A 12207-nucleotide genomic window follows, 5' to 3' on the forward strand; every position below is an offset into this window, starting at 1 on the left:
TTACAATGAACAGTTATGCATTAAGCACCAACCAAATCCTTCATACACGTTCATTATAAATCATGAAAAACAAATTAATTCTGCTGGCGGTTACCGCCCTACTTGCCGCTTGCGCCAGCAAAGGCGCTTATGATGGCGCCCCTTCGGTGCCTGCCGATGTACCGCCCCCAACCAATTTAATGATCACCCAGTAACCACAACGCTACCCCATGGAACTGCAAAGCACTTTAATCCGCCCCCTTGAGCACGGCATCGAAATCCAGTGTGAAGTTGAAAACCTGTTATTGAACATTTATTTCATCCTGGGTGAAACCGATTTCGAGGAAATTACCACTCTGGTTCCCAAAGAACGTTTTGAACAAGGCAATGATATCCATGTTGCATCGCTTGACGAATCCCAGGACATTGAAGACGAAATGGAATCCGTGCTGGTCAACATGCAATCTGAAGATACGGTTATTTTCTTTTGCTCAGATGAAAACAGCTTCCATACCGGACTGGATTTCCTGAACTATCACGATTCACGCGCTTTTATCAAACCCAATTAATCGAAGCAACCTCGTTTTCATCCACTGTTTGACCTGGGTATATGCAGGGCTTTCGCCAATTGGCGAAGGCCCAGAACGCAAGAAAGGTAAAACTCTGCCCGCGTGCGGGTCTTTATGTTCCAGCACTTCTACCGCATAATCGTTAGTTAATAATTCAAGCACAAACGCTGATGGATGATTGGGCTCATACATCAGATAAACATGATGTCTGGCCCGGGTTAATGCTACATAGAACAGGCGCCGCTCTTCTGCCTGCGTAAAATCTTCCGCCTCTGGCAACAGGGATTCATGCAATAGATTGGACTCTTTGCCCGATGGAAACCCGAACTCGCCATTATTCAAGCCCAAAACAATGACATAATCGGCCTCTTGTCCTTTGGCAGCATGCACCGTTAAACAACGCAAATGCACTCCCTTGAATTGCTGCTGCCAACCTTGCAGGGTAGATGCCGGCACCAGCAAATGCCTGAAGCGCGCCAGGATCAGTACGGTTATTTCCGGCTTTTCGCCCTGTTTCAGGACAATATCCTGCAAGACACTTGCCACGCCTTGTTTATCATCCAGCACGCTAACAGCCGGCCTTGTCTGCCGCACACGGGTAATCAGATTTTTACGGGTTTGCGAGGGGTTTTCCAGCACAAATCGACTTGCAACGGCCGAAATCTGGTTATTAAAACGGAAGGTGCGACACAAGGCCATACACCTGGCCTTGCCAAACCAGGACTCAAACCTTGAGGTATAGCCAATATCACTGCCTGCAAAGCGATAAATAGCCTGCCAGTCATCGCCCACGCAAAAAAGCCGTATTTGTGGATTTTGCTCTCTGATTGCCTTGATTAACTCATACCGCGGGGCAGACAAATCCTGAAATTCATCAATCAGGATATCACTCCATAAGGCGGTATACCTGCCCTCCCGAACATAGCGGGTCGCCCTGTCAATCATCATGGCATAATCAATCTTCCCGGAACGAAGAATATATTGTTCATGCGACTGAGCCAGGGGCATTAACAAATCCAGCAAGACCACCTTATAGCGACTCTGAAAATCAGTTTTATTTTCCAGCATGGCCCGCATGACAGGCAAGCTTTGCTTACCCGACCGGGCCGCCAGCAGCGCCGACTTTAACAAACCCAATAAATTGCGCAAACGGGAAGGCGAGCGGAACAGTTTGTCTGAAACTTGCAAACGTTCAGTCTTAAGACCCAGGGCCTGCTGAATCTGGCCCACAAACGGATTGCCACCCGAAGCACCTATTTCCTGCTCATAAAACTCAAGCAGGAAAGTCCCATTGCTGCGGTGAATCCCACGCACCCTGGAGCGGTATTTTTCCACCGCCGGATAATGCTTGATCAGAGATTCGGGTAAATCATGAATTTCCACATAGCAATCGTAGGCTGGCAAGTAAAAGCAGCAACAATAGGGTTCATAAGCACGCAGATACACATCCCTGAAATAATGCGCCCGATAACCATAACGGATGCCCAGCACAGCCAGCGCATTGGCAAACAGCATTTCGCTCATATTCCTGGTGTAATCATCGTTATACGACCTGAAAACCTGCTGGCCCAAATAGGCCTGGTAATTTTTTTCTTCCTGAAAACAGGAGCGAAAACAAGGTTGGGTTTCATAGGCATCAAACCAGGACAACACAAGACACCCATACCTGTCGGAATGATTGAATAATTGAAGAAACTCTCTTTCAAGACAGGACAACAAGACAGCCTCATCACTTAATTCGGACAGGGCAATCGTGGTTTGCTCAACCTCCTGGACAATACTCAGCCCCAAGGCATGAAATGTTCTGGCTTCAACAGACTTGTCCTGCTGAGTCTGCCGGGAAGCAATACGGCTATCCATTTCATTGGCTGCCTCGCGGGCAAACGCCAGCAACAGAATCTGCTCTGGCCTGGCCTTGCCACTGGCCTGCAAATAAGCCGCCCGGCCTGCCAGGGTACTGGTTTTTCCGGTACCCGCCCCTGCCAAGACCAGGGTATTTCTGGCACTGGATACACAGGCAGCACGTTGCTCAGGTGTAAGGGGTTGTCGCTCTACCCTGTCAAACAGGCTTTTATAGGCATCCAGTTCCTGTAATTCAGCTTCACTGCCCGTGTGATTCATCTTTGCTCCTGTTTTTAATGCCACCTAATTCTAATAAGAGAAACTCGCACAAAACGCTGCAATGGCTAAATGTATCCAGGACAACAGGAGCGGAAATAGAAATGCCCGCCTTTAAGGCGGGCATATGGACTGCCTGGGGTGTCTGACTAAAAAGCCAGGCCAGGCGAGTGCCGAAGCCTTAGCGTCTTACTTTGGCGTAGACAGATCCTGCACTGGCGCCGTACCTTGTGGTGCCATTTGCGTTGTACCAGAAACAGGTGGAGCAACAGGAACGGTACTGCCTGCGGCCTCTTGAACCTGTTCCACACGCCCATCAGGATGAACAATAGTCCTGACCGTTGAACCCTCCTGATATGAACCCGCTGGCAGTTGTTTTGTACCCATATTAAGTTGCTGGGCCTGTTCAGGAGTTATTATAATCGTTGTTTCTTTAATACGTAAGGTAGGTTCTACATACATATCCTGGGATTTTGCCCATGCAGAACGCGTATCTTTTTCCTGAGCCTGAACCATTGTTGAAGCAGTGAGCATAACCAAAGCAGGGATAATATATTTTCTCATGATTGAAATCCTTCAAGTAGGCGTTACCGGTTAGCATATTGTCTATTGTAACTCTTGCAATCACAAGTTCTGAAACAAAAAGAAACCATCAGATACCAGGCCCCATGATAAAAGCCTTTTGCCAATCCGGACGGTTACATTGCAAGTGTAAACATTAGAAAAGCACATTACGTTAAAACAGTAAGAAATTTTCTTCAGACACTAAAATACTATATCCTTAATACCAATAAAAGTAAAAAACCTCCCTTATTTTCGTTACAATATTTGCTGTCCCAGGAGATAAAATTCATGAAAAAAATACTGTTCGCTATTTTTCCCCTTGTGTTGGCAGGCTGCGCCTCTAGCGGCATAGACATCGTTGACAGAAACAATTTTGGCGTGAAATGCTCTGAAAACGCCAATACGCCACCCAATTGGGAAATGTGCATGAAAACGGCACAGTCCACCTGCGGGGGGCAATCGGTCATTAACGCATCACAACATGCGCCAACCGGTTCAGGCAACCCGGACGATGCCTATTTCATGACCTTCCAGTGTCATTAATTCACCAGCGCTTATTCAGTCCTGCACAACAAGCCGCCACAAACTGGTAACTTCAGCTTTCCTGGCGGCATGTAACAGGTCTGTGGTATCTGCCACCTTGGCATGATGCGGTTTTATATCATGCCTTTCCAATACAGTTAATCCCGCCTGCCGTATCCATTCAAGCAAGTCCTCCCGGCTTCGTAAGCCAAGGTGCTCGGCAAGATCAGACAAAATCAGCCATCCTTGTCCGTTGCGGTTTAAATGGGCTGGCAGGTTTTGCAAAAAACCCTTCAGCATTGCACTATCCGGATCATACACCGCCTGCTCCAGCGGTGAGGAAGGCTTCGCGGGAAGCCAGGGTGGATTGCAAACAATCAAATCCGCCTTGCCTTCAGGAAAGAAATAACGCTGCTCTACCGTTATCACTTGTTCATAGCCCAGATTGGCGATATTGAAACGGGCGCATTCAACCGCCCTTTCCTGCATATCAGTTGCCACAATGCGCTGAACACCCCGTTTTGCCAGAATAATTGACAGAACACCGGTACCGGTACCAATATCAAAAGCTGTTTGACAGGTTTCAGGCAAAGGCGCCTGATCAAGCAACTGCAAATACTCGCCCCTTACCGGTGAAAACACACCGTAAAAAGGGTGGATCTTGCCACCGGCCTGGGGCACCGGCACGCCGTTACGGCGCCATTCATAAGCGCCAATTACACCCAATAATTCTCGAAGTGAAACAACAAAAGCACTGGTATGCGCATACACTTGCGCACAGGCCTGTTGAAGATCGGGAGCACGTCGAAGCGCAATATTAAAGCCTGGTTCGATTCGAATTAACAGCATGCCTAACAAGCGGGCACGCTGAGCCTGCCCCAGGCGGTATAAATTGAAAACATCACGGATATTTTCCTGGCTGTTTTTTTCTTTTTTCCTGGCTGTTCTTTTGTCAAGACGCCGTGTCATGGCCTGCAACAGCTGACGGGCATTCTGGTAATCACCCTGCCACAACAAACCGGCCCCTTCGTGCGCCAGCTTAAGTGCTTCATCGGCAGTCAGGGTGTCATTCACGGGAACAATACGCCTGGGTGGCCTGGCCCCGCTTTCAGAATGCCACTGGACAAGATGGTTTATTTCGTTTTCCTGCCAGGAGATGGTTTGGGACATTTTTTCCTTTTATCTTATGACTGCAATCGTGATAACAATACGCCTATGTAAATGCAATAAAGCGAGACAAACAACACCCCTTCCTTGCGTGACACCATTTTATTACTTTTAAAGATCGGATAGCACAACAGGGACACCGCAATCATTAATGGCAAATCGATCCACAGTACATCCAACCCTACATTAACCCCTCCCGGTACAACAAAAGTGATCATACCCAGAATGAACAGGATATTATAAATACCACTGCCAATTAAATTACCAATCGCCACATCACGATCATTCTTGAAAGTGGCCAAGAGTGTTGTCACCAACTCTGGCGAAGAGGTCCCAAAGGCTACAATAGTCAAACCGATAATGGCATTAGAGACACCATAGCTTTCTGCAATACTTACCGCACTGTCCACCAGCAAATTTGCACCCAGCACCGACATGGCCATACCTGAACACAATATAAGCAGATTCCAGATTTTAGAGGTCGCAGTCCAGGTAGTGATCATTTTTTCAGCACCATACGCTTCAACAAACTCATGCTGAATCGCAATAGACTCTTTGCGACTTAAGTAAATAAGGGAAATGGTATAAAGAATACCCACGAGCAATAAAATGCCACCATCAAACTGGCTGATAACCCCGTCATAAGATAAAAACAGCAATAACAAAGCACTAAAAAAAATCATTGGCAAATCCAGCTTCAAGCTTTGTCCATGAATGGGTAAAGCACGAATAGCAGCACTTAAACCCAGGATAAAAAGAATATTAAACAGGTTTGCTCCAATAATATTGCCAATAGCCAACTCTCCCTTACCACCAAAATTAGCGGTTAATCCCACCGCCAGTTCAGGAGTACTGGTACCAACAGAAACAATGGTCAGGCCAATAATAATCGGCTTGATATGTAACATGATGGCAATACGGGAAGCACTTCTGAGAATCATCTCGGCACCCAGGATAATAATAACCAGACCAGCTACAAAAATAACTGCAGGATGAAATTCCAATTACTTCTCCAGCTGTCTCAAGACCAATTTGCGGATTTCACTAAACCACAAAACGCTACTACCCATCAAAACGCACACGCCCCATTGTTCCAGACTAAGGGGAACAGTATTGAATGCCACATTAAGAAAGCCGACATGCACCACGGCAAGCTGTAACAAAACAGACAAACCCACAGCCCCCAAGAGCCACCGGTTAACAAACATATGCGTGAATGCACTGCTTAATTCCGAGCGGGCATTAAAGCAGTTGAATAACTGGGCAAAAACAAGTACCGTAAAACCCGCAGTACGGGCAAGCTCAAGGCTTTCGCTCCCTTCCATCATGCCTCCTGGCAAATAAAAATCTATCGTCAACAAGGTGGCAAAACTCATCACCAGCCCCACCAGGAAAACACCCAGCCACATTCTGCCATTAATGGTACGTTCGGTTTGCAAACGCGGCTTGCGCGCCATCACGTCTTCGGTCTGCGGGTCTAGCCCCATGGCCAGCGCAGGCCCCGAATCGGTAACCAGATTGATCCATAGAATCTGGGTAGCCATCAGGGGCACCACAACCCCTCCGTTTTCCGAATACAAACCAAGCAGACCTGCGCCAATTACCCCCAAAAACACGGTCAGCACCTCGCCCATATTGGAAGACAGCAAATAACGCAGGAACTTGCGGATATTGTCAAAAATATTGCGACCTTCACGAACCGCAGACACAATGGTGGCAAAGTTATCATCGGCAAGAATCATCTTGCCGGCCTCTTTGGTGACTTCGGTACCGGTAATCCCCATGGCCACACCAATGTCAGCCGCTTTCAGGGCAGGTGCATCGTTGACGCCATCACCCGTCATGGCCACAATATGCCCCATCGTTTGCAGTGCATCCACAATACGCTGCTTATGAACGGGTGCCACCCTGGCGAAAACGGAAACTTTTTCCACGGCCTGCCGGAAAGCCTGCTCATCAAGCCGATCAAGTTCTTCACCGGTCAGTGCGCCCTCACCCTCAGCAATAATGCCCAAATCCTGTGCAATACGGGATGCCGTGCGCGGATGGTCCCCCGTAATCATGATGACCCTTATGCCTGCCCGGTGAGCTTCCTGAATGGCAGGCCTCACTTCTTCACGCGGTGGATCGATAATTCCGACCGTACCGACAAAGATCATATTTTGTTCAAGCGCTTCAAGGTGTTCAAGATCTTCGTGACTGGCTACAGGACGATAGGCAACGGAAAGAGTCCGATAAGCGGCACCGGACAAGCGATCCACATCGGCCAATGCCTTGGCCCGCAACGCATCGGTAAAAGCCACCACCTCCATTCCTGATCGACATAGCGTGCAACGCTGCATAAGTATGTCAGGTGCTCCCTTACTGATCAAAACCAGCATGTCGTCATGCTCATGGTCTTTTTCAATGGTCGACATCATTTTCCGGTCGGAACTGAAAGGAATTTCCAGGACCCTTTCAAAACGCTGTTTACGACGATCTGCCACATTCAGTTTCTGTTCGGCCACCAGAAAAGCGGCTTCGGTCGGATCTCCCTGGATTTCCCACTCTCCGTCCTTGTTCAGCCGCAAATCCGCATTATTGGCCAGGCTGCCACCACTCAGCAGCACAATCTGTTCGGCATGCAACTGGCCCGATTCCAGTGGCTTACCCTGAAATCTGACACTCCCTTCCGGTATATAGCCAACTCCGCTTAACTCGATACAACCGGAACTGGTATATGCCTGCCCAATGGTCATTTCCGAACGGGTTAGCGTACCGGTTTTATCAGTACAAATCACCGAAGCTGAGCCCAGCGTTTCGACGGAAGACAGTTTTTTAACGATGGCCTTGCGATTGGCCATCTTCTGGACACCCAGCGCCAATACCACCGACAATATGGCAGGCAAGCCCTCGGGCACTGCAGCCACCGCCAGCGAAACCCCCAGCAACAGGACATTGATGACATCTGAAATACTTTTTATTTCCGCCAGCAACAATACAGTAATTACCACGACCATGGCAATAGCAATCACGGCTTTACCAAGCATACGGCCAATATGGCCGATTTCCTTTTGCAAAGGGGTTGGCCCTTCAATAGTTTGATCCAGCATTTGCGCAATGGATCCCATTTCCGTCTCCATGCCGGTTGCCGTTACCACCGCTTTGCCGGTGCCCTGCACTACCGCGGTTCCCTTGAAAATCATGTTCAGGCGGTCACCTAACGGCAAAACCCGCTCCAGGCGAGCCGCATCTTTCATGACGGCCTCGCTTTCACCCGTCAGGGACGCTTCCTGGACTTTCAGGGCCGACGCACGAAGGAGCCGGGCATCAGCCCCGACGGCATCCCCCTCTTCCAGCATGAGAATATCTCCGACCACCAGACTGGTACTGGGTACACGGCTCACCACGCCATCACGCAATACGGCAGACGTGACTTCGGTCATTTTTGCCAGTGCCGCCACCGCGTTTTGCGCCTTGTTCTCTTGCACATAACCCAAAATGGCATTACCCACCACAATCAATAAAATCACCAGCGCATCAATGGGCCAGCCTACCCAACCCTCTACGGCCCAGGCAATCACGGAAATCAAAATGGCAATCAGCAACAAATAAACCAATGGATCCTGAAACTGCCTCAAAAACCGTTTCCAGCCGGGAACCGGCATGGCAGCCCTCAGCTCATTGGGGCCATCCTTTTGCAATCGTTGGCTTGCCTGTGAACTGCTCAAACCGGTTTCAGGATGAGTGCCCAGCTCCAGTACAATCGCCTCGGGGCTTTGTACTGAAGGGTCCATCCCGCCACGTTGCTTTGCCATTTCCCTGTTTCCCTTTGAAGATTATTTTTCCTGCAGTTTCCAATACATGAAATTATGCGATTTTGAAAACAAACGCCTGAAAACAAACAGCACGGCCAACACACAACCAATTGCAGAGGCTGCGCTAAGAAAAAACATGACAATAATCTGGTAGCGAATTGCCTGTTCAGGATCCTGGCCAGCCAGAATCTGCCCAGTCATCATGCCGGGAAGACTCACCAGCCCAATGACCATCATACTGTTAATTGTTGGCATCATGCCTGCCATGACGGCATTTTGTGCTGGCTCTTTATACGCTTCCCAACGACTCGCTCCAAGAGAAAGCAGCATTTCAACCTGTTCACGTTTTTGGGTTAATTCATGGGTAATACGATCCAGGCCCAAGGACACGCCGGTAAGCGTATTTCCCAGAATCATGCCCATAATGGGAATCACGTACTGGGGCTTATACCAAGGCTGTACCTGCAACACAACAACCAGCCCCAGCAAGGCAATCAACCAGGAAGACACCCAGACCGAAACCAACGCATCTACTCTCATGCCGCCATATTGGATACGATTGCGATTATGCGCGGCCATACCGGCTATAAAAGTCATGATGCCAATAATCAGCAACACCACATACCATTGATCTACACTAAACACCCATTTCAGAATATAACCAATCAGCAACAGCTGAACAACCATCCTGACGGCAGCCACTAACAGACTCTTTTCAAGCCTGAGCTTTAACAGGAGGGAAATCAAGCCATTGGCCAGCACCAGCAAAGAGGCCAAGGCGATATCCAGGTAGGAAATTTCTATATAGGAAGCCATTACGCGACCCCAGTTGTTAACACACCGGCATTCATGTGCCAGACTTGCTGCCCAACACGCTTTTTTTGCTGCTCATCATGACTGATCCACACATAAGCCCTGGTTTCATCATGCAGCTGCATCCATTTATTGATTAATAATTCCACCTGCATAGCCATGTCCATATCCAGGGCAGAAGTGGGCTCATCAAGCAGCAAGATAACCGGATCCAGTTGCAAAACCCGTAACAGACAAACCAGTTGCCTTTCACCACCCGATAAATCAGCCGCATTTTTTTGCAAAAAAGTGTCCGGTTTATCTATCATGGCTAAAAAACGCGCTATTTTTTCAGGATTGAAGCGACGCTCCCGGTTGATATGCAACGCAAAGGGAAACATCAAATTTTCCTGTACCGTTCCCCTTAACAATACGGGTCGTTGCCGAATATAAGCCACCGCTGAACGATAATGCGGAATATCTGCCTGCCTTACAAGTTGTCCGTTAAAAGTAATACTACCCTGGTCGGGTTGGTCAAGCAGGGCCAGCATACGACAAAACACACTCTTTCCCGAACCCGAACTCCCGGAAAGAACGATACGGTCACCCTGATGAATCATACAAGAAGCGGACTTCACCAGTTTGACCTTGTTGACAGGATCTATCCGGCAAAGATTTTCGGCTTTTAGCAAGATCTTTTTATTGTCCATCGAAGCTATCCAGGAGGATGGTTACAGGACCATCGTTGATGAGAGCCACTTTCATATTGGCGCCAAAAACACCGGTCGGCACCGTTTTACCCAAGACCTTTTCAAGCGTCTGCACAAAACAATCAAAAAACGGCAAAGCCATTTCCGGACGGGCTGCCTTAATATAAGAAGGACGATTGCCTTTGCGGGTATCGGCCAACAATGTGAACTGGCTAACTGCGAGAATATCAAAACCCTTGTCAAGCAGGGAAAGATTCATGATGCCCTGCTGATCATCAAAAATGCGCAGTTGAGTAATTTTACGCACCAGATAATCAATATCTTTTTGTGTATCCACTGGGCTTATACCCACCAGCACCAGCATTCCGCGGCCAATACTTGCTGCCAATTCACCATCAACCGTGACACTGGCCTCTTGTACCCGCTGGACAACCACTTTCATTTTCCAGCCACCCGGTATACCCATTGAATAATGTCATGATTGATTCGGCCTGCTGCCCGCCCGAAAGCCTGAACGACTTCAGGCACCTGACGCCCGTCAACCGGTTCGGCAACACTGAAATGCCGGCTGGCAATCACCCGGCCACTTTGTCCATTAACAAGGCTGGCCTCAAAGGCAATGAGCGCTGTAGGTTGCTCATTTCGATATTCAACTTGAAAATCAACCAGATCTCCTCGCAATTGATAGTCAGCAAGCAAACTCTCCCTTTCGTTGCCGACCGCTTTCAGATCAGCGGTTTTTCGCAGATCCCGAACAAGCCTGTTACGGAAAACAACAGGTGCAGGATCACTCCAGCGACTTCCCTCATAAACGCTAAGACGATTACCGGATGGAACAACGGCGATACGGTCTGTATCAAGAAAACTGCCGGCATAAGGGGTAAAAACACTTAAAGACCTGCCAGACAAACCGGAAAAAGCCGCTGCCGTGACCTCGTGGGCAGCTGGCAGCTGATAAACGGTGAGCGGGTCAGACTTGGGAAGAATTGAACATGCGCCGAGTAATGAAGCCAGCGATGCCATTATGATACATCTGGATTGCCTTCTCATGGCTTGAACTCCTTGATTTGATTGCCGTGCAGCAGATACTCGGAAGGATTTTCTTTAAGTTGACGGATAATGCCCTGTAAATCACTGAATGCATTCCTGAATTCAAGCAAAGCCGGCCCAATACCCTTTAGCCCCTGCATACCCTGCCCGATAGCCCCCTGATTGTTTTTAACCAGCTGCTGGATATTGGCACCCGCATTTTCCACTGACTTCATGGCTTGGCTGGCACTTTGCAATACCCTGGTACCCTGCTGGCTGAGCAAGGCATTGCCATTACTGGCCAGATCCCCAATAAACTTCATGGCACCATTAACCTGTTTGACCATTGCCGTCAACTCGGTCAGCAAGCCATCGACACTGGTTTCCTTGGCAGACAGGAAATTACTAATATCTTCTATGTTATCAAGCGTATTGCCAATTTTTTCCGCATTCTCATCCGACAGGACATTTCTGGCATTCACAATCAGCTCGGTCAGGTTATACATTAATGACTCACCATTACTTAATAAGGCCATTAAGGCCGAAGGCGTAGCCACAATAACCGGATCCTCATCATCAACACCCACTAATTCAGGGCTGCCTGGCGAACCTCCGCTAAATTCAATCACTGAAAGGCCGGTAATGCCAGTAATACTTAACTTGGCCGTCACATCCTGTTTAATGGGTACATTTGCCTGAATCCTTACACGGGCAAGCACCTTGCGTGGGTCATCGGGATGCAAAGACAAAGACACCACATCGCCCACCTTGATGCCGCTATACTGCACGGCACTGCCTTTGGACAAGCCGCTTACCCCTTGATTAAATTCAATAATGTAAAAACGTGCATTGTTGTCAGCACTGGATTTACCCAACCAAAGGGCAAATAACAAGGCTGCCGCCGTACACACAACGGTAAAAATGCCAATCAGCACGTGATGCGCCTTGGGTTCCATTCGT

13 protein-coding genes are annotated in these 12207 nt (G+C 48.5%); 3 read left to right on the top strand and 10 right to left on the bottom strand.

The window, feature by feature from the left end; all coding sequences use genetic code 11:
- The first annotated feature begins 62 nt into the window (after positions 1 to 62).
- On the top strand, positions 63 to 194 hold the full coding sequence (locus tag IE074_RS14940; protein ID WP_268247298.1) for a hypothetical protein: 132 nt from the start codon (positions 63 to 65) through the stop codon (positions 192 to 194).
- 15 nt (positions 195 to 209) lie between these two features.
- Entirely contained in the window at positions 210 to 548 is a 339-nt protein-coding gene (locus IE074_RS00305; RefSeq protein ID WP_189383452.1) for a hypothetical protein, read from the top strand.
- Here IE074_RS00305 and IE074_RS00310 read toward each other — a convergent pair.
- Together IE074_RS00310 and IE074_RS00315 are read right to left on the bottom strand one after the other, a co-directional pair.
- Entirely contained in the window at positions 522 to 2669 is a 2148-nt protein-coding gene (locus IE074_RS00310; protein WP_189383453.1) for a UvrD-helicase domain-containing protein, read from the bottom strand. The two genes, IE074_RS00305 and IE074_RS00310, sit on opposite strands and share 27 nt — an antisense overlap.
- A 186-nt stretch (positions 2670 to 2855) precedes the next feature.
- Positions 2856 to 3230, bottom strand: coding sequence for a hypothetical protein (locus IE074_RS00315; protein ID WP_189383454.1), 375 nt, complete (start codon positions 3228 to 3230; stop codon positions 2856 to 2858).
- A gap of 288 nt (positions 3231 to 3518) precedes the next feature.
- On the opposite strand from IE074_RS00315, the gene IE074_RS00320 reads away from it, so the two are divergent.
- Positions 3519 to 3773, top strand: a complete 255-nt coding sequence (locus IE074_RS00320) for a hypothetical protein (protein WP_189383455.1) — start codon at positions 3519 to 3521, stop codon at positions 3771 to 3773.
- 15 nt (positions 3774 to 3788) lie between these two features.
- On the opposite strand, the gene IE074_RS00325 is transcribed toward IE074_RS00320, so the two are convergent.
- Genes IE074_RS00325 through IE074_RS00360 form a run of 8 tightly spaced genes read right to left on the bottom strand, consistent with a single transcriptional unit; the run spans position 3789 to position 12203 of the window.
- On the bottom strand, positions 3789 to 4922 hold the full coding sequence (locus IE074_RS00325; RefSeq protein ID WP_189383456.1) for a 50S ribosomal protein L11 methyltransferase: 1134 nt from the start codon (positions 4920 to 4922) through the stop codon (positions 3789 to 3791).
- 14 nt (positions 4923 to 4936) lie between these two features.
- Complete coding sequence (locus tag IE074_RS00330; protein WP_189383457.1) at positions 4937 to 5923, bottom strand: calcium/sodium antiporter; 987 nt, start codon at positions 5921 to 5923, stop codon at positions 4937 to 4939.
- Positions 5924 to 8716, bottom strand: coding sequence for a cation-translocating P-type ATPase (locus IE074_RS00335; protein WP_189383458.1), 2793 nt, complete (start codon positions 8714 to 8716; stop codon positions 5924 to 5926).
- A 21-nt stretch (positions 8717 to 8737) separates the two neighbouring features.
- Positions 8738 to 9532, bottom strand: a complete 795-nt coding sequence (locus tag IE074_RS00340; protein ID WP_189383459.1) for an ABC transporter permease — start codon at positions 9530 to 9532, stop codon at positions 8738 to 8740.
- Entirely contained in the window at positions 9532 to 10218 is a 687-nt protein-coding gene (locus tag IE074_RS00345) for an ABC transporter ATP-binding protein (RefSeq protein ID WP_229793829.1), read from the bottom strand. The genes IE074_RS00340 and IE074_RS00345 overlap by 1 nt, the downstream gene beginning before the upstream one ends.
- Positions 10208 to 10660 (bottom strand): D-aminoacyl-tRNA deacylase, encoded by a 453-nt coding sequence (gene dtd / locus IE074_RS00350; protein WP_189383460.1) that lies wholly within the window; start codon positions 10658 to 10660, stop codon positions 10208 to 10210. Before dtd ends, IE074_RS00345 begins: the two co-directional genes overlap by 11 nt.
- Positions 10657 to 11241 carry an ABC-type transport auxiliary lipoprotein family protein gene (locus tag IE074_RS00355; protein ID WP_189383461.1) on the bottom strand — a complete coding sequence of 195 codons (585 nt, stop codon included), beginning with the start codon at positions 11239 to 11241 and terminating at the stop codon, positions 10657 to 10659. The genes dtd and IE074_RS00355 overlap by 4 nt, the downstream gene beginning before the upstream one ends.
- 23 nt (positions 11242 to 11264) lie before the next feature.
- The gene (locus IE074_RS00360; protein ID WP_189383462.1) at positions 11265 to 12203 is read right to left on the bottom strand and encodes an MlaD family protein; all 939 of its coding nucleotides are present in this window, start codon (positions 12201 to 12203) and stop codon (positions 11265 to 11267) included.
- Positions 12204 to 12207 lie beyond the last annotated feature (4 nt).

The sequence above is a fragment of the Advenella faeciporci genome, assembly GCF_014652395.1.
Lineage (GTDB): Bacteria > Pseudomonadota > Gammaproteobacteria > Burkholderiales > Burkholderiaceae_B > Advenella > Advenella faeciporci.